Annotated in this window: 23 protein-coding genes; 10 read left to right on the top strand and 13 right to left on the bottom strand. The window is 60.2% G+C overall.

Annotated elements, in window-relative coordinates; genetic code table 11:
* Positions 1 to 24: 24 nt before the first annotated feature.
* The gene (locus tag ACWGZX_RS13490) at positions 25 to 1,458 is read right to left on the bottom strand and encodes an aminotransferase-like domain-containing protein (RefSeq protein WP_452628650.1); all 1,434 of its coding nucleotides are present in this window, start codon (positions 1,456 to 1,458) and stop codon (positions 25 to 27) included.
* A 178-nt stretch (positions 1,459 to 1,636) separates the two neighbouring features.
* Between ACWGZX_RS13490 and ACWGZX_RS13485 the strand changes: the two genes are divergently transcribed.
* Positions 1,637 to 1,882: a DUF1127 domain-containing protein gene (locus tag ACWGZX_RS13485; protein ID WP_223521193.1), complete on the top strand. Its 246-nt coding sequence runs from the start codon at positions 1,637 to 1,639 to the stop codon at positions 1,880 to 1,882.
* Between the two features lie 144 nt (positions 1,883 to 2,026).
* Here the strand turns inward: ACWGZX_RS13485 and ACWGZX_RS13480 are convergent, their stop codons facing one another.
* Positions 2,027 to 3,340 (bottom strand): NAD(P)/FAD-dependent oxidoreductase, encoded by a 1,314-nt coding sequence (locus tag ACWGZX_RS13480; RefSeq protein WP_452628649.1) that lies wholly within the window; start codon positions 3,338 to 3,340, stop codon positions 2,027 to 2,029.
* Between the two features lie 147 nt (positions 3,341 to 3,487).
* Here ACWGZX_RS13480 and ACWGZX_RS13475 point away from each other — a divergent pair, with 147 nt between their 5' ends.
* Positions 3,488 to 3,841: a YkgJ family cysteine cluster protein gene (locus tag ACWGZX_RS13475; protein ID WP_007947437.1), complete on the top strand. Its 354-nt coding sequence runs from the start codon at positions 3,488 to 3,490 to the stop codon at positions 3,839 to 3,841.
* A 139-nt stretch (positions 3,842 to 3,980) separates the two neighbouring features.
* On the opposite strand, the gene ACWGZX_RS13470 is transcribed toward ACWGZX_RS13475, so the two are convergent.
* A complete protein-coding gene (locus ACWGZX_RS13470) occupies positions 3,981 to 4,469 on the bottom strand; it encodes an Lrp/AsnC ligand binding domain-containing protein (RefSeq protein WP_003177284.1) in 489 nt (162 codons plus the stop codon).
* A gap of 157 nt (positions 4,470 to 4,626) precedes the next feature.
* On the opposite strand from ACWGZX_RS13470, the gene dadA reads away from it, so the two are divergent.
* The 6 genes from dadA (at position 4,627) to ACWGZX_RS13440 (ending at position 10,761) form a co-directional block, all read left to right on the top strand.
* Positions 4,627 to 5,931 carry a D-amino acid dehydrogenase gene (gene dadA / locus ACWGZX_RS13465; protein ID WP_452628648.1) on the top strand — a complete coding sequence of 435 codons (1,305 nt, stop codon included), beginning with the start codon at positions 4,627 to 4,629 and terminating at the stop codon, positions 5,929 to 5,931.
* Positions 5,903 to 6,256, top strand: coding sequence for a RidA family protein (locus ACWGZX_RS13460; protein ID WP_452628647.1), 354 nt, complete (start codon positions 5,903 to 5,905; stop codon positions 6,254 to 6,256). Before dadA ends, ACWGZX_RS13460 begins: the two co-directional genes overlap by 29 nt.
* A 98-nt stretch (positions 6,257 to 6,354) precedes the next feature.
* A complete protein-coding gene (gene alr, locus ACWGZX_RS13455; protein WP_452628646.1) occupies positions 6,355 to 7,428 on the top strand; it encodes an alanine racemase in 1,074 nt (357 codons plus the stop codon).
* Between the two features lie 128 nt (positions 7,429 to 7,556).
* Positions 7,557 to 8,105 carry a cupin domain-containing protein gene (locus ACWGZX_RS13450; protein ID WP_007947433.1) on the top strand — a complete coding sequence of 183 codons (549 nt, stop codon included), beginning with the start codon at positions 7,557 to 7,559 and terminating at the stop codon, positions 8,103 to 8,105.
* Positions 8,106 to 8,287: 182 nt separating this feature from the next.
* Complete coding sequence (locus ACWGZX_RS13445) at positions 8,288 to 8,704, top strand: c-type cytochrome (RefSeq protein ID WP_223521383.1); 417 nt, start codon at positions 8,288 to 8,290, stop codon at positions 8,702 to 8,704.
* Between the two features lie 134 nt (positions 8,705 to 8,838).
* Positions 8,839 to 10,761, top strand: a complete 1,923-nt coding sequence (locus tag ACWGZX_RS13440) for an acetyl-CoA hydrolase/transferase C-terminal domain-containing protein (RefSeq protein ID WP_452628645.1) — start codon at positions 8,839 to 8,841, stop codon at positions 10,759 to 10,761.
* 112 nt (positions 10,762 to 10,873) lie between these two features.
* Here ACWGZX_RS13440 and ACWGZX_RS13435 read toward each other — a convergent pair whose 3' ends face one another.
* Together ACWGZX_RS13435 and rep are read right to left on the bottom strand one after the other, a co-directional pair.
* Positions 10,874 to 11,446 carry a xanthine phosphoribosyltransferase gene (locus ACWGZX_RS13435; protein WP_452628644.1) on the bottom strand — a complete coding sequence of 191 codons (573 nt, stop codon included), beginning with the start codon at positions 11,444 to 11,446 and terminating at the stop codon, positions 10,874 to 10,876.
* An 85-nt stretch (positions 11,447 to 11,531) separates the two neighbouring features.
* Positions 11,532 to 13,541 carry a DNA helicase Rep gene (rep, locus tag ACWGZX_RS13430; RefSeq protein ID WP_452628643.1) on the bottom strand — a complete coding sequence of 670 codons (2,010 nt, stop codon included), beginning with the start codon at positions 13,539 to 13,541 and terminating at the stop codon, positions 11,532 to 11,534.
* A 263-nt stretch (positions 13,542 to 13,804) separates the two neighbouring features.
* Here rep and ACWGZX_RS13425 point away from each other — a divergent pair, with 263 nt between their 5' ends.
* Positions 13,805 to 15,478: a putative bifunctional diguanylate cyclase/phosphodiesterase gene (locus ACWGZX_RS13425; protein ID WP_452628642.1), complete on the top strand. Its 1,674-nt coding sequence runs from the start codon at positions 13,805 to 13,807 to the stop codon at positions 15,476 to 15,478.
* Positions 15,479 to 15,624: 146 nt separating this feature from the next.
* On the opposite strand, the gene ACWGZX_RS13420 is transcribed toward ACWGZX_RS13425, so the two are convergent.
* Positions 15,625 to 17,019, bottom strand: coding sequence for a NorM family multidrug efflux MATE transporter (locus ACWGZX_RS13420; protein WP_452628641.1), 1,395 nt, complete (start codon positions 17,017 to 17,019; stop codon positions 15,625 to 15,627).
* Positions 17,020 to 17,177: 158 nt separating this feature from the next.
* Here ACWGZX_RS13420 and ACWGZX_RS13415 point away from each other — a divergent pair, with 158 nt between their 5' ends.
* Positions 17,178 to 18,098: a LysR substrate-binding domain-containing protein gene (locus tag ACWGZX_RS13415; RefSeq protein ID WP_452628640.1), complete on the top strand. Its 921-nt coding sequence runs from the start codon at positions 17,178 to 17,180 to the stop codon at positions 18,096 to 18,098.
* A gap of 184 nt (positions 18,099 to 18,282) precedes the next feature.
* Here ACWGZX_RS13415 and ACWGZX_RS13410 read toward each other — a convergent pair whose 3' ends face one another.
* From ACWGZX_RS13410 to ACWGZX_RS13380, 7 genes are read right to left on the bottom strand one after another with little or no spacing between them, the layout of a single operon-like run.
* Positions 18,283 to 19,776, bottom strand: a complete 1,494-nt coding sequence (locus tag ACWGZX_RS13410) for a vWA domain-containing protein (protein WP_452628639.1) — start codon at positions 19,774 to 19,776, stop codon at positions 18,283 to 18,285.
* Between the two features lie 57 nt (positions 19,777 to 19,833).
* Positions 19,834 to 20,340 (bottom strand): hypothetical protein, encoded by a 507-nt coding sequence (locus tag ACWGZX_RS13405; protein ID WP_452628638.1) that lies wholly within the window; start codon positions 20,338 to 20,340, stop codon positions 19,834 to 19,836.
* A gap of 4 nt (positions 20,341 to 20,344) precedes the next feature.
* Entirely contained in the window at positions 20,345 to 21,076 is a 732-nt protein-coding gene (locus tag ACWGZX_RS13400) for a hypothetical protein (protein ID WP_452628637.1), read from the bottom strand.
* 34 nt (positions 21,077 to 21,110) lie between these two features.
* Positions 21,111 to 22,655 (bottom strand): SUMF1/EgtB/PvdO family nonheme iron enzyme, encoded by a 1,545-nt coding sequence (locus tag ACWGZX_RS13395; protein ID WP_452628636.1) that lies wholly within the window; start codon positions 22,653 to 22,655, stop codon positions 21,111 to 21,113.
* A complete protein-coding gene (locus ACWGZX_RS13390; RefSeq protein ID WP_452628635.1) occupies positions 22,645 to 23,868 on the bottom strand; it encodes an ABC transporter permease in 1,224 nt (407 codons plus the stop codon). The genes ACWGZX_RS13395 and ACWGZX_RS13390 overlap by 11 nt, the downstream gene beginning before the upstream one ends.
* Positions 23,852 to 24,553 carry an ABC transporter ATP-binding protein gene (locus tag ACWGZX_RS13385; RefSeq protein ID WP_452628634.1) on the bottom strand — a complete coding sequence of 234 codons (702 nt, stop codon included), beginning with the start codon at positions 24,551 to 24,553 and terminating at the stop codon, positions 23,852 to 23,854. The genes ACWGZX_RS13390 and ACWGZX_RS13385 overlap by 17 nt, the downstream gene beginning before the upstream one ends.
* Positions 24,554 to 24,563: 10 nt before the next feature.
* Positions 24,564 to 26,543, bottom strand: a complete 1,980-nt coding sequence (locus ACWGZX_RS13380) for a vWA domain-containing protein (RefSeq protein WP_452629013.1) — start codon at positions 26,541 to 26,543, stop codon at positions 24,564 to 24,566.
* Positions 26,544 to 26,550: the final 7 nt, after the last annotated feature.

The following is a 26,550-nucleotide window of genomic DNA, read 5'->3' as shown; positions in this document are numbered from 1 at the left end:
TGGACGCTGGTTTCCCGAGAAAAGTCAGTCAGTGATGCTGTCAGTTTCCGCTAGCAGCTTGATCGCCGCCGCACCGACCTTGCGCACCGCTTCTTCAATCTGCGGCGTTGGCTTGGCAGCGTAGTTCATGCGCAGACAGTTGCGGTACTTGCCCGAGGCCGAAAAAATACTGCCGACGGCAATCTGTACGCCTTGATCGTGCAACGCACGATTCAGTTTCAGGGTGTCGAAGCCTTCCGGCAGCTCAACCCACAGCATGAAGCTGCCTTGTGGGCGGCTGGCGCGAGTGCCGGCCGGGAAGTAGCGCGTGACCCAGTCGATCATCACGTCGCGATTACGCTGGTATTGCGTACGCATCCGGCGCAAATGTGGCTCGAAATGCCCGGCCTTGAGAAATTCGGCAATCGCGATTTGCGGTTGTGGCGCGGTGGAGCCGGTGCTGATGTATTTCATGTGCAGCACGCGTTCCAGATAACGGCCGGGCGCTACCCAGCCGATGCGTAATCCGGGTGCAAGGGTCTTGGAAAACGAACTGCACAGCAGTACTCGGCCGTCTTCGTCGAAGGATTTGATCGTGCGCGGGCGCGGATAGGTGTAGGCCAGTTCGCCATACACATCGTCTTCGATAATCGCCACGTCGAAACGCTGTGCGAGTGTCAACAACGCGCGTTTGCGCGACTCCGGCATGATGTAGCCCAGCGGGTTATTGCAGTTGGGAGTCAGCTGTATGACTTTGATCGGCCACTGCTCCAGCGCCAGTTCCAGCGCATCGAGACTGATGCCGGTGAGCGGGTCGGTGGGAATCTCCAGCGCTTTCATGCCCAGCCCCTTGAGGGTCTGCATGGCGCCGTGAAAGCTCGGTGAGTCGACGGCCACGATGTCCCCCGGCTCGCAGATCGCCCGGATGCTGGTGGACAACGCTTCATGGCACCCAGTCGTGACCACCAGATCGCTGGCGCTCAATTGGCAACCGGAATCGAGCATCAGGCGCGCGATCTGCTCGCGCAGTTCGAGGGTGCCGTGGATATTGTCGTAATACAGACCGGGCATGTCCTGGCGGCGGCTGATACGCGCGAGGTTGCGCAGCAGCGGCTTCATGGTCGGGGTGGTGATGTCCGGCATGCCGCGACCCAGTTGCACCACGTCTTTGCGTGGCACCGCGCGAATCAGTTCCAGCACTTGATCCCATTGCGAAATATCCACCGGTCGCTGGGCCGGGCGCCCTATGGCCGGCAGCTCCGGCAGTTCGCGACCCATCGGCACGAAGTAGCCCGACTTGGGTTTGGGTGTTGCCAGGCCGCTGTCTTCCAGTACGCGATAGGCCTGCTGCACGGTGCTCAGGCTGACGCCATGTTCGACACTCAGTGCCCGCACCGAGGGCAGTCGGTCACCGGGGCGATAGAAGCCCTGTTCGATACGCGTGCCGAGCAATTCGGCGAGGTTGACGTAAAGAGTCATGGTGCAGTCTCGGTGTGGGTGATTCGGTAAACCAATACAGATCGAGGCAAAAATCAGGATTCAGACGCAGGAACGCAAAATCTGTATGGAGTTAATACTCGCTTGTTGAATCTGTAATGCTTTTCGTCGTCCACGCATCATGAAAGCTCTGGCTACCCAAGTAAACAGGAGCAATCAAATGAACGGCTTGAGCGATGTGCGGCTGACGTTACACAGTCAGGAACTGGTGAGAGGGCAAGACAACGGTGCACGTGAGGCGCAGATGCGCAATGCGCCGTCCGGCCTGAGTCGCTGGGGTCTGTTCTGGCATCGTCTGCACACGCGCAAGGCGTTGCTGGCGCTGACGCCGGAGCAACTCAGGGATGTGGGGCTGACGCGGGAGCAGGCGCGGGAGGAGGGGCTTAAGCCTTTCTGGAGGATCTGATTTCTGTGGTGCTCTCCTGGCCGCCATCGCGAGCAGGCTCGCTCCCACATTGGATCTTCAGTGAACACAGATTTGTGAGCACCAAAGATCAACTGTGGGAGCGAGCCTGCTCGCGATGGCGCCAGTACAGGCGCCATCAATCCCTCAGACCAACTCTTTCAGCCGATGCCACAACATCCCCAACGCCAACAACGGCGAGCGCAAATGCTTGCCACCCGGAAAGGTGATGTGCGGCACCTTGGCAAACAGATCAAACCCGCCACCCTGCTGCCCACTGATCGCCTCAGCCAGCAACTTGCCCGCCAAATGCGTGGCATTCACCCCATGACCGGAATAGGCCTGGGCGTAATACACATTCGGTTGGTCTTTAAGCCGGCCAATCTGCGGCAGCCGGTTGGCGCCGATGCCGATCATCCCGCCCCATTGATAGTCGATCTTCACCGAACCCAATTGCGGGAAGACTTCCAGCATCTTCGGGCGCATGTACGCGGCGATGTCTTTCGGATCGCGGCCTGAATAGTGACAGGCGCCACCAAACAGCAAGCGTCGGTCCGCCGAGAGTCGGTAGTAATCCAGTGCCACCCGCTGATCGCAGACCGCCATGTTCTGCGGCAGCAGGGCGTGCGCCAGTTCTTCGCTCAACGGCTCGGTGGCAATGATGTAGCTGCCTGCCGGCAGCACCTTGCCGCTGAGTTCGGGGTTGAGCTCGTTGAGGTAGGCGTTGCAGCCCAGTACCAGCGTCTTCGCACGGACCGAGCCTTGGGCCGTGTGGACTTTAATCACGGGACCATAATCGATGCGGGTGACCGCCGATTGTTCGAACAGTATCGCCCCCATTTCCTGGGCCGCCGCCGCTTCGCCCAGTGCCAGGTTCAGCGGATGCAGATGCCCCGAGCCCATGTCGATGAGCCCGCCGACGTAACGGTCGGAACCCACCACCGAGTGCATTTCATTGGCTTGCAGCAGGCGGGTTTCATAACGGTAACCGAGGCTGCGCAGCTCTTCGGCGTCTTCGGCGAAGCCTTGAAGTTCGCGGGGCTTGTTGGCCAGGTCGCAGTAACCCCAGGTCAGGTCGCAGGGGATCTGAAAACGCTCGACGCGCTGTCGGACGATTTCCACGGCCTCAAGGCCCATGAGTTTCATCTGGCGCACGCCGTCTGCGCCGATCACCTTCGCGAATTGATCAAGGCCATGACCGACCCCCCGAATCAACTGCCCGCCATTGCGCCCGCTGGCGCCCCAGCCGATTTTGTGGGCTTCGAGCAGGATGACGCTCAAACCACGTTCAGCCAGTTCAAGCGCTGTGTTCAGCCCGGAGAACCCGCCGCCGACCACGCACACATCCGCCACCAGATCACCTCTGAGCACCGGATAGTCGGGCTGCGGCAGGCTGCTGGCGGCGTAGTAAGAGGCGATGTGCTGGTGGCTTGGAGCAGGTTGTTGTGCACCGGCGTTCATGTGCGTGTTCCCGATTCTGGCGTCTGGAAAATTTGACGGAGCATAAGCCGGACCTTCGGATGCGGGCAACATTGGTCGGCTGCTGCTGTATGGATCCGTGCCTTTGCTTCAGAATCGCGCTCTATTCCGCTTTTGGTCACCGCTTCAATGAGCTGCAACAGTCAGAAAATCCGTACGTTACGACAGCAGATCCCCTCGTTCGAGTGCGTGCCCGGCTGCCATGACTGCTGTGGGCCGGTGACCACCTCGCCGGAAGAAATGTCCCGCCTGCCGCGCAAGACCCGCGCCGAGCAGGACGCGGCGATGGATGAGCTCAATTGCGTGCACCTTGGGCCGAACGGCTGCACGGTGTATGACGAGCGCCCACTGATTTGCCGGTTGTTTGGCACCACCAAGACCTTGCCGTGCCCGAATGGGCGGGGGCCGGTGGAGCTGATTCATCCTCGGGTGGAGAAGCAGATTCATGAGTACATGGCTTCTACCCGGCAGGTCCTCGTCTAAGGGAAGACCGAGTCGCCTGCATTCGCGAGCAGGCTCGCTCCCACAATGGATCTGTGTCGTGCACAGAAAGTGTGTCCACTGAAAAATCCCTGTGGGAGCGAGCCTGCTCGCGAAAGCGGCCGATCAGACACCGCATATCTCAATCCGGAATCGGCAGGCTCAAGCTCTCCTTAACCTCCTCCATCACGATGTAGCTCTTGGATTCGCGCACATGCGGCAACTTGAGCAGGATGTCCCCCAGCAGCTTGCGGTACGAGGCCATCTCGGAAATCCGCGCCTTCACCAGATAGTCGAAATCCCCTGACACCAAGTGGCATTCCAGTACATGGGGCAGTTTCAGCACCGCGCGTCGGAACTCTTCGAAAGTATCGCCGGATTTGTAGTCAAGACTGATCTCGACGAACACCAGGAGACTACCCTTCAAGTGCTGCGGATTGAGCCGCGCGTTGTAGCCCATGATGATCCCTTCCCGTTCCAGGCGCCTCACCCGCTCAGTGCACGGCGTGGTGGAGAGCCCGACCTTTTCCCCCAGCTCCGTGAAGGAGATGCGTCCGTCCGCTTGCAGGATCCGCAGGATGTTGCGATCGATCTTGTCCAGCTCTCGTTTGGTCTGAGTGTTGGTACGCATAGGGGATGCGCCTCCGTGAAAAGGGTTTTTGCCGAGAATTGTCGCCAAATATAGCTGTTTATATAGTGAAAAACACTGGCAAATCTTTTTTACACTGCGCACATCACTGCTTGAATACAACACACGTCAGCGGTCAGCCGCGATGAGGGATATGAAAATGCGCGTTATGGTCTTGGGTAGCGGCGTCATCGGTACCGCCAGTGCTTACTATCTGGCTCGGGCCGGGTTTGAAGTGGTGGTCGTGGACCGTCAGCCGGCCGCTGCCATGGAGACCAGTTTCGCCAACGCCGGCCAGGTTTCGCCGGGTTATGCCTCGCCGTGGGCTGCGCCGGGCGTGCCGCTCAAGGCCATCAAGTGGCTGTTGCAGCGCCACGCACCGTTGGCGATCAAGGCCACCGCCGACATTGACCAATACCTGTGGATGGCGCAGATGCTGCGCAACTGCACCGCCAGCCGTTACGCGGTGAACAAGGAGCGCATGGTCCGTCTGTCCGAGTACAGCCGTGACTGCCTCGACGAATTGCGCGCCGAAACCGGTATCGCCTACGAAGGCCGTAGCCTCGGCACGACCCAGCTGTTCCGCACCCAGGCTCAACTGGACGGCGCCGCGAAAGACATCGCGGTGCTGAAAGAGTCCGGCGTACCGTTCGAACTGCTCGATCGCGCTGGCATTGCCCGCGTTGAGCCAGCGCTGGCCAGCGTCACCGACATCCTCGCCGGTGCCCTGCGCCTGCCGAACGACCAGACCGGTGACTGCCAGATTTTTACCACCCGCTTGGCCGAAATGGCCGTGAAGCTGGGTGTGGAATTTCGATTCGGCCAGGACATTCAGAAGCTCGACTACGCCGGTGATCGCATCAACGGCGTGTGGATCGACGGCAAGCTGGAAACCGCTGACCGCTACGTGCTGGCACTCGGCAGCTACTCCCCGCAATTGCTCAAGCCGCTGGGCATCAAAGCCCCGGTGTACCCGCTCAAGGGTTACTCGCTGACCGTGCCGATCACCAACCCGGCAATGGCCCCGACGTCGACCATTCTCGACGAGACCTACAAGGTCGCGATCACCCGTTTCGACAACCGTATCCGCGTCGGCGGCATGGCTGAAATCGCCGGTTTTGACCTGTCGCTGAACCCGCGTCGGCGCGAAACCCTGGAGATGATCGTCAACGACCTTTATCCTCAGGGTGGCAATCTGGCCCAGGCCAGTTTCTGGACCGGCTTGCGCCCGACTACTCCGGACGGCACGCCGATCGTTGGCGCGACACCGTTCAAGAATCTGTTCCTGAACACCGGTCACGGCACACTTGGCTGGACCATGGCCTGTGGCTCCGGTCGCTTGCTGGCTGACCTGATGGCGAAGAAAGCGCCGCAGATCAGCGCCGATGGCCTCGATATTTCCCGTTATGGCAGCAAGACCCAGGAGTCCGCAAAACATGTCAATCCAGCGCCAGCTCACCAATGAGCGCATGAGTCAGATCGTCAGCCACAACGGCACTGTGTATCTGGCAGGGCAGGTCGGCGATGACATGAACGCCGGGATTGAACAGCAGACCCGTGAAACCCTTGCCAGCATTGAGCGTTTGCTCGAACAGGCAGGCACCGACAAGAACCACCTGTTGTCGGTGACGATTTACCTGAAAGACATTGATGCACACTTCGAAGGCATGAACGCCGTCTGGGACAAGTGGCTGCCAAAAGGCGTTGCCCCGGCCCGTGCGACCGTTGAGTCGAAGCTGTGCGAACCGGAAATTCTGGTCGAGCTGTCGGTTGTGGCCGCTCTGCCGTAATAGATTCAGCAAGATCCCTCTGCCGGTGCTGTTGGCGGTTCACGCCGCCAGCCAGCGCCGGTTTTTTTATTCCCATGACCGCCTAGAAGTCTGCCGCCATGCGTCCAGCCCGTGCCCTGATCGACCTTCAAGCCCTGCGTCACAACTACCTGATCGCCCGTGAAATCACCGGGGCCAAGGCCCTCGCGGTGATCAAGGCCGATGCCTACGGCCATGGCGCGGTGCGTTGCGCCCAAGCGCTGGAAGCCGAGGCCGACGGCTTTGCCGTGGCCTGCATCGAAGAGGCGTTGGAGTTGCGCGCGGCGGGCATTCGGGCGCCGGTATTGCTGCTGGAAGGGTTCTTCGAAGCCGATGAGTTGGCGCTGATCGTCGAGCACGATTTCTGGTGTGTGGTGCACTCACTGTGGCAGCTTGAAGCCATTGAAAAAGCCACGCTGAGCAAGCCGATCACCGTCTGGCTCAAGCTCGATTCAGGCATGCACCGCGTCGGCCTGCATCCAAAGGATTATCAGGCGGCCTATCAACGGCTCCTGGCCAGCGGCAAGGTCGCGAAAGTTGTGCTGATGAGCCACTTCGCCCGGGCCGATGAGCTGCACGAACAGTCCAGTGCTGAGCAGGTCGCGGTTTTTGAAGCCGCGCGTAAAGGTTTGTCGGCGGAAATCAGCCTGCGCAACTCGCCAGCCGTGTTGGGTTGGCCGCAGATCCCGAGTGATTGGGTTCGCCCTGGCATCATGCTGTATGGCGCGACACCGTTCGAAGAAGCCAACACCGTGGCCGCTCGCCTGCAACCGGTGATGACCCTGGAATCGAAAGTGATTTGCGTGCGTGAACTGCCGGCCGGCGAGCCGATTGGTTACGGCGCCAGGTTCATTACGCCCAAGCCGATGCGCGTTGGCGTAGTCGCCATGGGCTATGCCGATGGTTATCCGCGTCATGCGCCGACCGGCACGCCGGTCATGGTCGCTGGGCAACGCAGCCAGTTGATCGGCCGGGTATCGATGGACATGCTCTGCATCGATCTGACCGATGTGCCGCAAGCCGGCCTCGGTTCGACCGTCGAGTTATGGGGTAAAAACATCCTCGCCAGCGACGTGGCGGCGGCAGCGGACACGATTCCTTATCAGATTTTCTGCAACCTGCGCCGGGTGCCACTGCTCTATTCCGAGGGCTGACAGCCAACGGTCCACACCGAAAGTCGCCTCACCCCACAGGATTCAGGTCCAAGTGTTGTAAATACTGAACGCTGTCGCCATGATAACGCTCAATATTCCAACAACCTGAATCCCTGGAGGCGCAAGCATTGGACGTCGGTGAACGACTGCAATCCATCCGTAAGCTCAAAGGCCTTTCGCAGCGTGAGCTCGCCAAGCGCGCGGGTGTCACCAACAGCACGATTTCGATGATCGAGAAGAACAGCGTCAGCCCCTCGATCAGTTCGCTGCGCAAAGTACTGGGCGGGATTCCCATGTCCATGGTCGAGTTCTTTTCTGAAGAAATCCTGCAGGAAAAACCGACGCAGATCGTCTACAAAGCCAACGAGCTGATCGATATTTCCGATGGCGCCGTGACCATGAAACTGGTCGGCCGGGCTCATCCGAGCCGGGCAATCGCTTTTCTGAATGAAATCTACCCGCCTGGCGCCGACACCGGTGACGAGATGCTCACCCATGAGGGCGAGGAAACCGGCATTTTGGTGGAAGGTCGACTGGAGCTGGTGGTCGGGCTGGAAACTTTTGTGCTTGAAGCCGGCGATAGCTACTACTTTGAAAGTACCAAGCCGCACCGTTTCCGAAATCCGTTCGATGCGCCGGCGCGACTAATCAGCGCAGCGACACCCGCGAATTTCTAAGTAAAGAAGGCGCTCTGCCAGTCAGGCCGAGGCCCCCGGTAGTTTTTCCACTGTTACATAAGACCCCTTCGACTTTGGGGTTGTTTCAGTGTGGCGGGCTTACCGCTATACTTGCGCCCGCCTGCGAACCGTGGCCGTAGGCGTGACTAGCCACCATTGAGGGTGAACGCGTGAACCTAATTATGAAAATGCTGGCTGTACCAGCAACTGTATTGGCCCTTTGGGCTGTCAGCGCTCAAGCTGCGACGAACGACGATATTGCCAAACGCCTTGAGCCAGTCGGCCAGGTTTGCGTTCAGGGCAAAGAGTGCAAGGGGATGGAAGTTGCCGCCTCTGCTGGCGGTGGTGGCGGTGCCAAAACCCCGGACGAAGTGATTGCTAAACATTGCAACGCTTGCCACGGCAGCGGCCTGTTGGGCGCACCGAAAATCGGTGACGCCGCAGCGTGGGGCGAGCGTGCCAAGAAGGAAGGCGGTGTTGACGGCCTGCTCGCAAAGGCGATCTCCGGCCTCAATGCAATGCCGCCAAAAGGCACCTGCGCCGATTGCGCGGACGCCGAGCTCAAAGGCGCCATCCAGAAGATGTCCGGCCTGAAATAAGCCCACATCTCCAGCGAAAAAACCGCTTTCGAGCGGTTTTTTTGTGCCTGCGATTTGTGCCTGAGACTGTTCATTGCAGCAAAGACCCGGCAAGCTCGGTCCAACCCGAATCACGGAATGTAAGGGAGGATCAGATGGTGCAGCTGTGTTCTATCGAGCAGGCGGTGGATGACGTATTGGCACGGTTGCCGGCGCACATTCACATGGGCTTGCCCCTTGGTCTGGGCAAACCCAACCACTTCGTCAACGCGCTGTACCAGCGCATTGCGCAATCGCCTGAACGGCGGCTGACGATCTACACCGCGCTGTGCCTAGGCCGTCCTGCCTTGGGCGATGGTTTGCAGAAGCGCTTTCTTGAGCCCTTTATCGAACGGGTGTTCGGTGACTATCCGGAACTGGATTTTCTGGAGGGCCTGCATAAAGACAATCTGCCGCCGAACATTCACATCCAGCAATTTTTCATGCAGCCGGGCAGTCTGCTGCATAGTGCATCGGCCCAGCAGGATTACGTCAGCAGCAACTACAGCCACGCCGCGCGGGACATCAACGCCGCCGGTTTGAACCTGGTCGCACAGCTGGTGGCCAGCCATCCCGAGCACGCGGATCGACTAAGCCTGAGCTGCAACCCGGACATCACCCTCGACCTGTTCCCGATGATCGCCAAACGCCGAGCGGCGGGGGAGACGATCCTGCTGGTGGGCCAGGTGCACAACGACTTGCCCTACATGTCCGGCGACGCCGAAATCGGCATCGACACCTTCGACTTGCTGATCGACGAGAAGGACAGCACCACGCTGTTTTCCACGCCGAACATGCCGGTGGGCTTCCAGGACCACTTCATCGGCCTGCACGCCAGTGCGCTGGTGCGCGATGGCGGCACCTTGCAGATCGGCATCGGTTCCATAGGCGATGCGCTGACCGCCGCGTTGCTGGCGCGGCAACACGACAATGTCGGATACAAGGCGTTGCTGGCGGACGTGAATCTCAGCCAGTGGGCGCAGTTGATTGACCGCGAAGGCGGCCTCGAACCGTTCGCCAAAGGCCTGTACGGTTGCAGTGAAATGTTCGTCAACGGCTTGCTGGTGCTGGCCGATGACGGGATTGTGCGGCGCAAGGTTTACCCGGATGTGCCGACTCAGCAACAGGCGAATGCCGGCACCCTCGACGAAGCCACGCAAACTGACGGCATCTCGGTCCACGGTGGTTTCTTCCTCGGCCCCCGCAGTTTCTACGAGCGCCTGCGTGAGCTGCCGCAAAGCAAGCGCCTCGAATTCAACATGACCCGCATCAGCTACATCAACGAGCTGTACGGTCAGGAAGAGCTAAAACGCTTGCAGCGCCTCGATGCGCGCTTTATCAACACCGTGTTCACCATGACCCTGCTCGGCGCTGGCGTGGCCGATCAGCTGGAAGACGGGCGAGTGCTCAGCGGCGTGGGCGGGCAATACAACTTCGTCGCCCAGGGCCATGCGCTAGAGGGTGCGCGTTCGGTACTGCTGCTGCGCAGTTGGCGAGAGTCGGGAGGGCAGGTCAGCTCGAACATCGTCTGGGAGTACGGCCACTGTACGATCCCAAGGCATCTGCGGGACATTGTGGTCACCGAATACGGCATCGCCGACTTGCGTGGCAAGACCGATGCGGCGGTGATCGAGGCGTTGCTCAATATCAGCGATTCGCGGTTTCAGCCGGGGTTGATCGAGCAGGCACAGAGTGTGGGTAAGCTGCCGAAGGATTTCCGCATCGATCCACGTTTCGCCGATAACAGTCCGGAACGTTTACAGGCGATTCAGGCGCGGCACCCGAACCTGTTTCCGGAATATCCGCTGGGCTGTGATTTCACTGAGGTGGAACGCGACGTGTTGCGGGCGCTGAACTGGCTGAAGAGCAAATTCAAACTGACGGAGATTCTGGAGTTGGGGAAAGCAGCACTGGATGCGCCAGAGGCTTCGGTGTTTCCAGAGCATTTGGAGCGGATGCAGCTGACCAACCCGGACGGGTTGAAGGAAGATTTGTTGCAGCGGCTACTGCTCACCGGCCTAAAAGCCACCACGCTATAACAGCCACCAGACCCATTGTAGGAGCTGGCTTGCCAGCGAAGAGGCCGTTACATCCAACATTAATGTGGCTGTTACACCGGCTTCGCTGGCAAGCCAGCTCCTACAGGGGGGGTTACTCGATGAAGGTCACGACGCCGTTAGCCAGCGATTGCACGCGAGCCAACGATTCAACGCGATAACCCTGCGCATCCAGTTCCGCCCGCCCACCCTGGAACGACTTCTCGATCACGATCCCCAAACCGGCCACGGTCGCGCCGGCCTGTTTGATGATCGAGATCAGCGCTTGCGACGCCTTACCGTTGGCCAAAAAGTCATCGATGATCAGCACGCGGTCGCTGCTGGTCAGGTGGCGCGGGGAAATCGCCACGGTGCTTTCGGTCTTCTTGGTGAACGAGTACACGGTCGCCGACAGCAGGTTTTCAGTCAGGGTCAGGGACTGTTGCTTGCGGGCGAAGATCACCGGCACGCCGAGGTTCAGACCGGTCATGATCGCCGGGGCGATGCCCGAGGCTTCGATGGTGACGATCTTGGTGATGCCCGAGTCCTTGAACAGCGCGGCGAATTCGTCGCCGATCAGCTTCATCAGGGCCGGGTCGATCTGGTGGTTCAAAAAGGCGTCTACCTTCAGGACCTGATCGGAAAGCACGATGCCTTGTTCGCGAATTTTCTGGTGCAGTGCTTCCATGAAGCGTTCCTCTACTGGCGCCATGTGCGCCGAGTTTGTCAAAAAGTGTTCGGTTAAAAATGCTTTGATTAAAAAGTGTGCAATTCTAGCGCTTTAACATCGCGCGTATATCCGCCAATGCGGTATTTCCGCGAACGGCTTTGACTTCGACGGGGGTGTCGTCGTTGCCTTCCCAGGCCAGATCGTCCGGCGGCAGCTCATCCAGGAAGCGGCTTGGCGCGCAGTCGATGATTTCGCCGTACTGTTTGCGCTTGGCAGCGAAGGTGAAGGCAAGGGTCTGGCGAGCGCGGGTAATCCCGACGTAGGCCAGGCGGCGTTCTTCCTCGATGGTGTCGGCTTCGATGCTGGAACGGTGCGGGAGGATTTCCTCTTCCATGCCCATGATGAACACGTAGGGGAATTCCAGACCCTTGGAGGCGTGCAGCGTCATCATCTGCACACCTTCGGCGCCGTCTTCCTCTTCCTGCTGACGTTCCAGCATGTCGCGCAGCACGAGTTTGCCGATGGCGTCTTCGACGGTCATCTCGCCTTCTTCGTCTTTCTCCAGGGTGTTTTTCAACGCCTCGATCAGGAACCAGACGTTACCCATGCGGTAATCAGCCGCCTTGTCGCTGGAGCTGTTGGTGCGCAGCCAGTTCTCGTAGTCGATGTCCATGACCATGCTGCGCAGCGCCGAGATCGGGTCTTCGCCGGCGCATTGCTCGCGCACCTTGTCCATGAAGCGTTTGAAACGCGACAGGCGATCGGTGAAGCGCGTGTCCAGATGCTCGCCCAGGCCGATTTCGTCGGTGGCGGCGTACATCGAGATTTTGCGTTCGGTGGCGTAGTTGCCGAGCTTTTCCAGGGTGGTCGAGCCGATTTCCCGGCGTGGAACGTTGATCACCCGCAGGAAGGCGTTGTCGTCGTCCGGGTTCACGATCAGGCGGAAGTAGGCCATCAGGTCTTTCACTTCCTGACGCCCGAAAAAGCTGTTGCCGCCGGACAGGCGATACGGAATCTGGTGATGTTGCAGCTTCAGCTCGATCAGCTTGGCCTGGTAGTTACCGCGATACAGGATCGCGAAATCGCTGTACGGCCGGTCCGTGCGCAAATGCAGGGTCAGCAGTTCCACGGCCACGCGCTCGGCTTCGGCGTCTTCGTTGCGGCAGCGGATCACGCGGATCTCGTCGCCGTGGCCCATCTCACTCCACAGCTGCTTTTCGAATTCGTGCGGGTTGTTCGAGATCAGCACGTTGGCGCAGCGCAGGATGCGGCTGGTGGAGCGGTAGTTTTGCTCCAGCATGACGACTTTCAGCGATGGATAGTCGTCCTTCAACAGCATCAGGTTTTCCGGACGCGCACCGCGCCAGGCGTAGATCGACTGGTCATCGTCGCCGACCACGGTGAACTGGTTGCGTATGCCGATCAGCAATTTCACCAGCAAATACTGGCTGGCGTTGGTGTCCTGGTATTCGTCCACCAGCAGGTAGCGGACTTTGTTCTGCCACTTTTCGAGGATGTCGGCGTGTTCCTGGAACAGCTTGACCGGGAGCAGGATCAGGTCGTCGAAGTCCACCGCGTTAAACGCCTTGAGCGTGCGCTGGTAGTGGGTGTAGACGATGGCGGCGGTCTGTTCCTTGGGGTTTCGCGCATTTTCCAGGGCTTCGGCGGGCAGGATCAGGTCGTTTTTCCACGAGCCGATCATGTTCTTGATCTCGTCGACGCCGTCGTCGCCCGCGTATTCCTTCTGCATGATGTCGGTCATCAAGGCTTTGACGTCGGTCTCGTCAAAGATCGAGAAGCCCGGCTTGTAGCCCAGCCGCACGTGTTCCTTGCGGATGATGTTCAGGCCCAGATTGTGGAAGGTGCACACCGTCAGGCCACGGCCTTCGCCGCCTTTGAGCAGGGTGCCGACCCGTTCCTTCATTTCGCGCGCGGCCTTGTTGGTAAAGGTCATGGCGACAATGTACTGGGCGCGGATGCCGCAATTCTGGATCAGGTGCGCGATCTTGCGCGTGATCACACTGGTCTTGCCGGAGCCTGCGCCGGCGAGCACCAAAAGAGGGCCGCCGACGTAGCTCACGGCTTCTTGCTGCCGGGGATTGAGTCGGGACATACAGAATTCAGGGAGTCATTTGTGAAAAGGGCGGGCATTTTAACAGGCTCAGCGAATTGTGCTGCTCTGTCCGACTTGTGACGTAACACGCTTTCTCTAATTGCCGGTTTTGATACTTTCAAGCAGGATGCGCGGTGAATGTGCGGCTAATGTTCAGATTCCAGACACAAAGCCGCGCTTGATAACTGATGTCATTTGGACATTGGTTACCGGCGCGGCATAATGCCTGTCGCCTACATCCTTGCAGAGTCTAGGGAGCTAGCTTGTCTACGCCTGTCGAACCCTTGCGTTTGCTGCTACTGGCCGAAGAGCCAGCGTGGGTAGCGTTGTTGCGTGAGTGTCTGGCTCCGATGGGGAGCTCGGCCGTGCTTATCAGTGCGCCGAGCTGGGAGTCGGTCAGCAATTTGTTCGATGACAACCGCAACGCGGTGTTGTTGACTGTTCCTGCACTTCAGCCGCTACCTGGCCGTTGCAGCTTGCCGACGGTGTTGTTGGTCGAACACGAGCCACCGGTGACGCCCGATGGTGTGAGTGATTGGCTGGTGCGTGATCTGCTCGATGCCGGCATGCTGCGCCGTTGCCTGCGGCATGTGCGTGAGCGAGGCCTGCTGGAAAACACCTTGCAGCGCCTGGCGGAGCAAGATCCGTTGACCGGTATCGCCAACCGCCAGGGTTTTCAGACTTTGCTGGCAGCGCGTCTGGCGGAAAGCGATGGCCGCGGCCTGGCCCTCGGTCACCTTGATCTCGACAACTTCCGTCACGCCAACGATGCCCTCGGACATCAGGCCGGCGACCGCTTGATCCTGCAAGTGGTCGCGCGGTTGAAAAGCCAGCTTGAGGCCGGCGATCAACTGGCGCGCCTGGGCAGTGATGAATTCGCCTTGCTGATCGACACCCGCCGTGCGCCTCAGCGCGCCGAGTGGATGGCCGAGCGCATTACCGAAGCACTGGCCGAACCGTACTGGGTCGACGGCGAAAGCCTGTTGATCGGTTCCAGCCTGGGCATTGCCCACGCCCGGGCCCGGGCCGGCGCCGACCCGCTGATGTGGCACGCGCACATCGCCATGCAGCAAGCCAAGAGCACCCAAGGCTGCACCTTTCACATCTTCAACGAACGCATCAACCGCAACGCCCGCAGCATGGCCGACCTTGAAAGCGAGCTGCGCCGGGCCTTGCGCCGTGACGAACTGGAACTGCATTACCAGCCCCGCCTGAACCTTGCTGACGGCCAGATCGTTGGCCTCGAAGCGTTGGTGCGCTGGCGTCATGCCGAGCGCGGTTTGCTGCCACCGAGCGAATTCGTACCGCTGGCCGAGCAAAGCGGTTTGATCGTGCCGCTGGGTTACTGGGTGATTTCCCGGGCGTTGCGGGACATGCAGGCCTTGCGCGAACAGGGTTTGCCGGCGTTGCACATGGCGATCAACCTGTCATTCCGGCAGTTTCAGGACAGCCAGTTGCTCTCCACCTTGAGCCGGCTGATTGCCGAACGCGGCGTCGAAGCGCAGTGGCTGGAATTCGAACTGACCGAAACCGCCGTGATGCGCCGCAGCGATCTGGTCAAGCAAACCATGGACGCCCTCGGACGCCTGGGCGTGCGTTTCTCGCTGGATGACTTCGGCACCGGGTTCTCTTCCTTCGTGCACCTCAACAGCCTGCCGATCGCCTTGCTCAAGGTCGACAAGAGCTTTGTCGGCGGCATGGAAGAACGTGAAGAGAATCGCAAGCTGGTCCACGCGATGATCAACCTGGCGCACAACCTCAATCTTGAGGTCGTTGCTGAAGGGGTGGAAACAGCGGAACAACTGGATTTGTTGCGCGGGTTTGGCTGCGATCAGGTGCAGGGGTATCTGATCAGCAAGCCATTGCCGTTGGCAGATCTGGTGGAATACCTGACCTTCGGCAGCAGCCAGCAGCCCGCACTGGAAGTTGTAGTGTAAACACGCACAAAACTGTAGGAGCGAGCTTTTGTGGCGAGGGGGCTTGCCCCCGTTGGGTCGCGCAGCGGCCCCAAAAGCTTTGCGACTGCTTCGCAGCCGAACGGGGGCAAGCCCCCTCGCCACAAAAGCTCGCTCCTACATGGATCTCAGTCAGGCTGGGGGATCTTGAAACCTTGAGATTGAGGCTCCTGCCGAATCATCCGCTTCATCTTCCATTCAAACGCCAGCGTCAGACTCACCGCCGCACACGCCAACCCCAGCGCCAACCCCCACCAGACGCCCGTCGGCCCCCAGTGCAAATGGAAGGCCATCCACCACGCGGCCGGTGCGCCAATCAGCCAATAGCAACCCAAACCGACCAGGAACGTGGTCTTGGCATCCTTGAGCCCGCGTATGCAGCCCATGGCAATGGTTTGTGTACCGTCGAACAGTTCGAACCAGGCCGCCACCGCCAGCAGGCTCACCGCCAGTTCAATGACGGGGCGAAACGCTGGATCGTTGTGGTCCAGGAACAGGCCGATCAACTGATTTGGCAGCAGCCAGAAGACCATCGCAAAACCCAGCATCGCCGCTGCGCCGAAGGCAATGCCGACCCGTCCGGCCAGTCGCGCATCGAGCAATTGCCCGGCGCCATAGTGCTGGCCGATCCGCATCGTGATCGCGTAAGAAAGCCCCGCCGGAATCATGAACGCGACCGATACGATTTGCAGGGCGATCTGGTGCGCCGCCAACTGCGTGCTGCCCATGGTGCCCATGCACAGCGCGGCGAACGCAAACAGCCCGACTTCCACCGCGTACGTGCCACCAATCGGCAGGCCAAGACGCCACAGTTCTTTCAAGTACTGGCGGTTTGGCCGCGACAGTCCCTGGCGCAAGGGATACGCGTCATACGCCGGATGCCGACGAATGTGCAGCGCCAGCGCGACCGCCATCAGGTTGGCGACAATCGCCGTCACCAGCCCGATGCCGACCAGACCCATTTTCGGCAGGCCGAACATCCCGGTGATCAACGCATAGTTGAGCAGGAAGTTGGCCACCGTACCGCCGAGGCTGATCACCATGACCGGTGTTGCGCGGCCAATGGCGCTGGTGAAACCCCGCAAGGCCATGAAACTCAGGTAACCGGGCAGGGCGAACGGCAGGATCAGCAGAAACTGCCCGGCCGCGTGGACGTTGCTTTCCGTCTGGCCGAGCAGCAGCAACACCGGTTTGAGGTTCCATAGCAGCAACCCGGCCACCAGCGCCATCAACCACGCCAGCCACAATCCGGCCTGGGTCAGTCGCGCCGCGCCAACGATGTCGCCCGCGCCCTGACGGATCGCCACCAAAGTGCCGACGGCGGCGATGACGCCAATGCAGAAAATCGACACGAACGAGTAAGTCGCCGCACCCAGGCCGCCGCCGGCCAATGCTTCGGGACTCAGGCGCGCCATCATCAAGGTGTCGGTGAGAACCATCAGCATGTGCGCCAACTGCGAGGCAATCAACGGCCCCGCCAGCCGCAGAATGGCCCAGAGTTCAATACGCGCTGGATGCTTCATGGTCATCACGCTCGATTATCAAAGAGAACAGGAAAGCGTCGATTCTCGGCGCTTCACGGGGTTTGCACAAAGGGATAAAAAGGATGGGTAGCATGAGTCAGACTCATGCTGGGGAGTTTCTGGTACGGTAGCCGGATTGCGCTATAGGAGCTTTCCTCATGTCTCGTCGTCTTCCTCCCTTATATGCCTTGCGCGCATTTGAAGCGGCGGCACGGCATAGCTCGTTTACCCGCGCCGCCGAAGAGCTGTCGATCACTCAGAGCGCGGTCAGTCGACACATTCGTACGCTCGAAGAGCATTTCGCCTGTCGGCTGTTTCACCGCAGCGGGCGCAATTTGCAACTCACCGAGTCGGCGCGGTTGATCCTGCCGGGCATTCGTGACGGTTTCTCTGCCCTGGAGCGCGCCTGCAATACCTTGCGCGCCGAAGACGACATCCTGCGCATGAAAGCCCCGTCGACCTTGACCATGCGCTGGTTGCTGGCGCGGCTCAGCCGTTTTCGGCACCTGCAACCGGGCAATGAAGTGCAGCTGACCAGCGCCTGGATGGACATCGACTCGGTGGACTTCAATCAGGAACCGTTCGATTGCGCCGTGATCCTCAGCAACGGGCATTTCCCGCCGGACTGGGAGGCTACTTTGTTATTTCCAGAAGAGCTGATTCCCGTGGGCGCGCCGAATCTTCTGAAAGATCAGCCTTGGGACGTCGCGCGCCTGGCCAGCACTGAACTGCTGCACCCAACGCCCGACCGTCGCGACTGGCGCAGTTGGCTGGAACGCATGGGCCTGACCGATCAGGTCTCGCTCAAGGGCGGCCAGGTGTTCGACACGCTGGAACTGGGCATGATCGCCGCCGCCCGAGGCTATGGCGTGTCCATGGGCGATTTGTTGATGGTGGCGGAGGATGTTGCGCAGGGACGCCTGAGTTTGCCGTGGCCGACGGCGGTCGCCAGCGGTGAGAATTATTACCTGGTCTGGCCGAAAACCCGCCCCGGAGGTGAACGTTTGCGCCGCCTCAGCGATTTCCTCTTGGGTGAGGTTCGGGCCATGGAGTTACCGGCGGTCGAGCACCTGCGCTGACTCTGTGGAAAGCCTGGCGGCGGACTTGCGGCATGAGGCTGACCGGTTTCGTTGAGGCGCCTCTGAGATAGCCATCGCCGGCAAGCCGGTCTCGCTCCCACAGGGTTTGTGTCGATCACAAATCCAGTGTGGGAGCGAGCCTGCTCGCGAATGGGCTCACCTCAATTCCGGATCAGTCCCCAAGCTAGTCGCACTTGGCACTGCTGGACACTTCCTTGCTCGCCTGTTTCAACAGGCTGCCCAGTTCAGCCGCATTGGTGCTGTTGTAAACCCGGCCACCGGTGTTTTCAGCGATGCAGCGTGACGTGCCGCCAACACCGATTTTCACCACATTGACCCGCAGCCGCGGTTGTTCCCTGGCGATTCGACGGGATACCGCGCAAACGTCCTGTCCGCAACCGTCTTCACCGTCGACAAACATCACGATAACCGCATCGTTATTACGCCCGTCGACGGTACTCGCCGCGCGGGCCAGGCTGTCCGCCAGCGGTGTGCCGTCGTCGGGAACCAGACCTCGAATCCCGTTGATCAGCCGCGGGCGATCGCCGAGCTTGAACACACCCCGGTCCGGCGTTCTTTCGCAGCCGGCGAAGGTGATCAGGCGTGTGTCGATCTTCGGGTCCAGCCCGTTGATCATGCCGGCCAGCGAGTCCTTGGCGACGTCCATGCGGCTGGGTTTGGCGGTGAGCCGCATGTAGCGATTCGGGTCCAGGAGCTTGTTGAGGTCACCACCACCGTAAAACCAGTCCTCGTCGGCTTTCACTGACTTGATGTTCAGGTTCATCGAACCCGAGGTGTCGAGCACCACCACGAATTGCGGGACCTCTGCGGGCGGCGCATTTTTACGGCATGCGAAGTTGTCCAGCGTCGGGGCCGGTGGCGGGGCTGGAGGTGGAGGTGGGGCAGCCACTACCGGTTTTGGTGGTGGAACTGGTTTAGGTGGCGGGATCGGCTTGGGTTCCGGTGCCGGCTTTGGTGGCGGGACCGGCTTGGGCTCCGGTACCGGTTCTGGTGTGGGTTCCGGTGCCGGAACAGGTTCCGGTTCCACGACAGGCTCGGGGACAGGCTCGATTGGTTTCTCAACCGGTTTCTCAACCGGCGTCACCACCGGCGGCGCTGGCGCTACAGGCGGAACCACGACAACCGGTTCACGGTGCAGGAACCACCAGAGCCACAGCGCCAGAAGCAGCAACAGCAGCGCAAGCAAGGCCGCCGCGATCCACCAGCCACGACGCGACGGCGGTACCACCGGCACCATCGGAACTACCGGAGGCACGATCGGTTTGGGCGGACGCTGGTTCCAGCGCACCACCAATGGCTCACCGTTGAGGCTGTAGAGTTTGTCCAGCTCAGGCGTGCCGAGCAGGCTGCGTAGATCATCCGCTACCGTCGGTTGACCGCGTTTTTGCAGTTCATCCGCCAGCTGTCCGAGGGACGTCTGACGCACTTCATAGGTTTCCAGCAAACGTCGTTGCGCGTCCTCGTTGAGGTCGGCATAGGGCGTGGGTTGGCCACCCAGTTCGGTCCACCATTCCAGCACGTCACCGCTGCCCATCCGCGGGATAGCAAACAGACTGGCGACGGTCGGCGGAAAGTGTTTCTGGATGAGGGCGACTTTGGCTTGCAGCGCACTCATCCCCTCCGATGTGGCTTGCGCATCCCTGATGACCCGCTGCATGACGACGATTCCTGAAAAAGTGCAGGCATCCGTCGGGATGCCCTGCGGGGTGAAAAGTTACTCTTCGTAGCCGAGGCTGAATTGCAGCTGATTGACCTTCTTCTGCAACGTCTTCAGCTCTTGCTGCTTGGCCGCCAGCGTTGCGGGCGTTGATTTGGTCGTTGGCGCCGCTTGCGAAGCCTTGAGCTGCCGCTCGAGGTCGGCAATCTGCTTCTGCACCTGGGCTTCATTGCCACGCCGGGCCTTGAGCGAGTTCAGCAGTTGCGTCAGCGACTGATTCAGCGCCACCTGGGATTTCTGCTGGCTGGCCAGATCGGTTTTGGTGCTGAGTTGTTGGGCCTGAATGTTCTCGTACACCTGACGGAACATTGCGTTTTGCTGCCGGGACTCGCTCAGGGCCTGTTCATTCTGCTTGACCTGATCGCTGTAACCACCGGAGTAGTCGCAATTCATCTTGGCCAGCATGCTGCTGTCGCGATTGGTCGCATCGCATTCGCCAGGCTTGGCCGCGCAACCGCTCAGGGTCAGGACGGCAGTGATGACCATCAGTTGTTTTAGCGTCATGTGCTTAGCCCAGGGTGATTGCGGAGCGTTGGCTGTACAGAGCGTCGACTTCCTTCTGCAGGCTGACGACTTTCTGGTTCATTTTCTGAATGTTCATGTCTACCTGCTTCATCTCGGCGCTGGTGCCTTGTGCGCGTTCGGCGTCTGCCACTTTGCTGTACTCGGTGACTTTGGTACGCATGTTGGCAAGGTCTTTACGCAGGCGCGCGATGTCCGAATCGATCCCGGCGATTTGCGCCTGAGCCCTGCTCTTGTCGACTTTCTTGTTGGCGATGTCCTTTTTGATCTGGGCGATTTGCGCCTGGTCATCATTGATCACTTGTTGAGCGGTCGCGGTACGGGCGATCACGTTCTGCGTGTCTTGTTGGACGTCGCTGTTCATCTTCGCCAAACGGGTGGTGGTGTCGGCGTATTCGCTGCGACGTTGATCCAGGTAATAGTTGGCGCCCATGGCCACGCCACATGCGGTAATACCGGCGGCGATGACGCACACGGTTTTGTTGTTGCTGTTGGACAGCGCGCAAGCGAGGATGCCGACACCGGCGCCGACGGCGCAGGCCTGGTATCCGGACTTGCTGAAGAACTCTGCGTCATTGCCCTGGGTCAGGCGCGGGTCGGCACCGTCGCCTTCGCCGAGCATAGAGCTGCCGGTGTTGGCGCAACCGGTCATTAGCAGGCTGCCGGCGACTACGAAAGCGATCTGTAGCTTGAAGCGAGTCCAAAGGCTGCGCGACATGGTGAAACTCCTAGGTAACGGTGTTGACGCGTTGTTATTGAGTGACGGTTTTGCAGCTGTTCAACCAGGCTTCAGTATCGATTTTCTGCTTTTGCAGGAACGCCTTCTGATTGGCCCAGTGGGTGCGCAAGTAAGGTTTGAGGTCTTGCAGCTGTTTGTTGCGGCTGATGATTTCTTCCATTACCGGGACTTGCGTTTCAAGCAGTGGCTGGCCGTACAAGGTAGCCGATTCCACCAGGCTGCTGGCGTAGTAACGGCTGAGTTTGTGCAGGCGATCCTTTTGCTCGTCGAGCTTGGTTTTACGCATATCGCAACTGGCATCTTTGTCTGCGCTTTCGCAGTTGAGCTTGTAGTTCTTTTGCAGGAAGTCCACGTATTGACCGTCGTCGAGCATTTTGGTGCACAGGAATGCACCCAGGTTGAGGCTGGCGCGGATCGCCTGGTCGCGGGTTTCTTCCTGCTGCTGGTTGCTGGCGCGCAGCTGGTTTTCCAGGGCCTGGAGTTTTTCCTTGAGCGCTTTATCTTCGACGCCCGAGGCGAGGCTGTTCAGGGATTGCACGGTGCCTTTGTCGGCGGATTCGGCTTCCTTGCTGCCGGTGCCGAGTTTCTTCCAGCTGCTTTCGATGCTGGCGACCCGTTCGCGAGAGGTGAGGGTCGGTGAGACCAGCACCAGTCGCAGGCCGGTGGTCTTGTTTTTCACCTGGCCTTCGGCGTTGTAATACGGCTCTTCCTTACGCAATGCTGTACGCAGGTCGGCCTGCGCGGTCAGGTAGTTGCCGCCACGGACGACGTAACCGCCGGCCTGACCGTGCTGGCGGTCGAGTTTGTTCAGGCGAAACGGCTCGAACATCATTTCGTCGACGTTACCGAGCATGTCATGCAGGCCCAGCGGGTTGGGCTTTTGCAGTCCGGTCAATTGCACTTTGCCATTGGACGACTGCGCCCCGGCGAACCACTCGTAGGCGTTGATGCCTTCTGGCATCGGGTAGTGCGTGTCGCGGAATTCAGCGGCACCGACTTCCAGACCGCCGCGCGCGGCGAACTCCCACTCGACTTCGGTCGGCAGGCGCAGGAAGCCTTGTGCGCCGTCTTCCTTGGGCAGCTTGCCGGCGGCGTTTTTGCGTAGCCACAGGTTGTACTTGTCGGCGGCTTCGATGGCTTGCACCCAGCTCACCGCCGTTTGCGGCAAGCGCATCTTGGTGGCGGCGGTGGGGCAGGTTGCTTCGGTCAGCGCGGCGTATTGCAGTTGACTCATCTCGTACTTGGCCATCAGGTAGTAGCGGGACTTGTCGTTCTTGGCCCCGGTAAAACTGCCGGCGATAAAGGTCGGACGGGTCTGTTCGACATAGCCGTATTCCGCGCCGTCCTGACCGATGTTGATCGGGTAGTCATCCAGCGGACCGGCGACCGGAATGAACACCTTGCGAAACACCATCGAGCCTTCGCAGGGCATCGGCAGTACGACGTCGCTAGCCTCGGGCATCGGGTTGTAATACTTCTCTTCCCAGCCCGCCGCCGAGGCGTCGAGCAAGTAGCCGAGGCTCAGGGGTAACAGCAAGCCAAAACGTTTATAGCTCACGCAGACTCTCCGCAGGTTGGATGTTGATGGCTCGCAAGGCGCCGATCACGGCCACCAGTGCAGCGACCAAAAAGGTCAGGAGCAGGGCGGCCAGGCCATGCCAAACAGTGATGTGGCAAACGAAGGTGCCGGTGGCCTGGCTGCTGCCGAGCAGGTAGTCGAACAAATGACTGCCCACGGCATAAAACCCCAGCCCGCCCACGTAGCCGGCCAAGCTCAGCGATAGCGCTTGCAGGACCACGAAACCGCCGACGGCCCTGCGTTTGAAACCCAGCAGACGCAGGACCGCCAGGCTTTTGCGTTTGCGGTCGATGTTGGCCAGGAACGCGCCGACCATCGACGCCACGCAGCCGATCAGCGCCGCCATGGCGATCACACCGAAGATCAGCCCCAGCACATGGTTGATGGCTTTGACGTTGTCGATGTCGGCCAGTCGGCTCGAGGTTTCGATGTGTTGTTCGTTGAGCCAGTGTTCCAGCGGCGCAACCTGATCGATGTCGCGCGCATACACGCGGGCGCGGGCATACAGCGGTTGTAGATTACCCTGAGGCTTGCCGGTGGTCACACCGAACGCACTGACCTGATAACCGTCGCGAAAGCGCTCCAGATCCAGCAGCAGCGGCGGGGCGACAAACCCGGCAGCGCGACCGAAGCGGGCACCGTCGAGCACGGCCAGTACCGTCAGCGTCATCTCGCCGCGTTCATTGACACCTTCCAGACGTCGTAAGGCCCGCAGCTGCACGCTGTCGCCGGCCTTGGCCTGCAAGCGTTGCGCTGCGCTGGCGCTGAGGATCACTTGATTGCCGACGGGGTTGAGTGGCGCCAGGTTCAGTTGTGGGTCGCCTGGCTCGGTGGCGATGATTTCCGCACCTTCGACAAACCGTTGCATGCCGATCAGCAGGTCAGCCTGGGTATTGAGCGAGCGGGTCTGGCCGAGGGCAAAACCGGTCTCGGGGCGCAGGCGCAAACGCTCGATCCAGGCCGTGTCGTAGTTGCCGTTGCTGAGCATCTTCACTTCAAGGTTGCGCGGGTCGCGCAGCAGTTCGTCTTGCAGCTGGCTGACCACCCCGTGTTTGAGCCCGAACAGCAGCAATAAGGGCGCGATCACCGCCACCAGGGAGGCGGCGATGCACAGCGAGACCTTGCGGTCGTGCCAGAGGTCTTGCAGCGCCAGTGAGCCCAGCAGGTGCAAGCGATCAGTCCATCGGTTCAAACAGAGTCTCTCCCTGATGGCTGATAGCGCCGAGACGCGGCAAGCCGAAATCCTTCAGCAGGGCCCAGTCATGGGATACAACGAGTGCACTCAGGCCCATGCTCGACACCAGGCTCAAGAGCAGCTCGAACAAACGCCGGGCACTGAGAGGGTCGAGCGCGGCGGTCGGCTCGTCGGCCAACAGCAGCAGCGGTTCATGGGCAATTGCCCGAACGCAGGCCACGCGTTGGCGTTCGCCGATCGACAAGGCCTGAGGTTGTTTATCCAGCAACCCTTGCAGGCGCAACACGTCAACGGCGTGGTCGATGTGATCGCTTTTTGCGGGCATCCCGAGCAAACGGCGCGGCAGGCTGATGTTGTCCCGCACGCTCAGGAACGGCAGCAAGCCGCCGCTCTGCAAAATGAATCCCAAATGCCGTGAACGCACCGCTGCAAGAGCAGGCTGGTCGTCAGTGGCCAGCAGTTGGGCGATATCCTGAGCGTGCGTCGGGCCCAGCCGGAAGCGCTCGAGTTCCACCGGCGCGAGCAACAGGCCGATGGCTTCGAGCAATGTGCTTTTGCCACTGCCACTCTCGCCGGTGATGGCGAGGATTTCCCCGGCGCCGACCTGCAAGTGTGGCAGTCGCACGTGATGAGCCTGTGCGCCTTCACCACGGCGCACCAGCAGGTTCTTGATATCGAGCATCGGCGTCTCTTTAAGGCATCATTTCCAGTGGCACGGGGTAGACGTTGTCCCGCGCATCGCTGTCTTTGGCTAAAGCTACCCAACGGTCGACATCGGCGTTGTAACGCTGGTAATGCCGCAGTTTGGTGTTCAGCGTGCGGATGAATTTTTCTTGTGCCAGACCATCCCAGCTCTTCCAGGTCTCTTCATCCAGGTTCAGCACTTCACTGTGATAAGGCAGGTCTTCGAGGTATTCACCGAGGACGCCCATGTCCGCCAGTTTGGCGTTGCTGTTCTGTTTGAGCTGATTGGGATCGGCGCCCATGGTCGCCGCCACCGAGCGCAGGCGATCGAACATTTCCGTGGGTGAAATCAGGCCTTCGTTGGCGGCATCGAGAATTTGCTTCATCACGTCGCTCAAGTCGCTGAGCTGTGACTTGGTCAGCAGCACCCGCACGTCGGTGGTCGGGATGTTCTGCTTGATCAGGTCGCGGTCGGTGATCCACGCCTTGAACACTGGCGGGGCTTTGCTGTTGGTCTTCTCGCCGAGATAGGCGAGTTGCATGGCGTGGCCGATCAGCGCCGCGTCTTCGAGCATTTTCTTCTCGGCCGGGTCCTGCTTGGCGTTCGCCGCGCTGCCGATGGCGTCTTCGCCCATGTAGGCGGCTTTCACTTGTGTAGTGATCGCCGCGGCCAGTGCGTCAACCTTGCGACCGAATTCCTGCACATCGCCAGCGTTCACCGGGTAGTACAGCGAGGTGTTGGTGCCCGGGTAGGTCGACAGGTTCTGGTATTGCGCCTCGGCCTTGGCGTGGTCCTTGGCCCCGGCCGGGGTTTTCAAGTGCAGGGTGTAAATCGCCACGCCCGGGTTGGCGGCCTCCATACGCACCTGCGCGGCGCTCAAACCGGTCTTCGACAGCTTGTCGTCGCCTTCGATGGCGCCCGCGTCGGTGATCAGCACCACGTAGCGTGCGCCGAACTGGCTCCAGTCGACCTTGTCGATGCTCTCCATAACGCCGGCAAACGAGTCTTCATCGAAGCTGCTGCTCGACACAGTGGCTTGTTTGAGGTCGGCGATCTTGGCGAAAAAGTCGGCGCTGTCTTTCACCTGTGTCGGGTCGGCGTACATCTTGGTGGTGTATTCCAGCCCCGGCACCGCCTGGGTGTTGGAGCGGAAAGCCACCAGGCCGAATTTGACCTGTTTGCCGAGATTCTGCGCTTCGATCTTCTGGTAAACCTTGCGGATCGCCTCGCGGGTGCGGTCGATGTAGGGGTCCATCGAGATCGTCGAGTCGATGACAAATACTACGGCCGCACTGAATTCCTTCAGCTGGTTGGCCTTTTTCTCTTCGGCTTCCTTGCTGCCGGCAGCGCTGTTTGCAGCACCGCCCTTGGCGTTCTTGTCATCCGGCTTGCTGACGGAGGCGACGTTGAGCAGGCGCGTGCGGAAACCGCTTTCGGTCATGACTTCTTCGCCACTGAGCACCGGCAGCAGGTAGAACTGCTTTTGCAGGTCGACGAAGTATTCCGGTTCTTCAGCCAGTACGCCCGGTGCTTGCTGGCCCTTTTTCAGCGTGGCCCGCAGCGGCGCGACTTTGCTGACCGGGTCCGGTGCATCAAGGATACCTTCGACGGTGGCGCGGTCCTTGAAGAACAGCAAACGGTCGCGGTTGGCCGGGTTGGTGAAGGCCAGCGTCAGTTGCATCTTCCAGTCGGTGGTGCAGCTGGCAGGCAGCCAGCCAATGGTTTTGCCGTAACTGTCGGGGCCGACTTTCAGCCACTCGGCGTTGTTTGCCTGGGCGCGCTCGTACACATAAAAGCGGCTAAAGACTGGTTGTGCGTCACCTTCGGCACCGCCCGCCTTCGGGCTTATTTTGCAGCCGGGCGTGGTCAGCACGCGTTGGAACAGGGTCTTTTTACCGGCCTGGATCAGCGGTTTGTCATCGGCCTGGGACAGCGGGCTGATGCACAGCGCCAGTAATGCGGCGCTGCTCAGCAGGAATCGACTCATGGGCGAA

This window comes from Pseudomonas sp. CLCA07, assembly GCF_053615335.1.
This window is presented reverse-complemented; position numbering and strand designations above follow the sequence as displayed.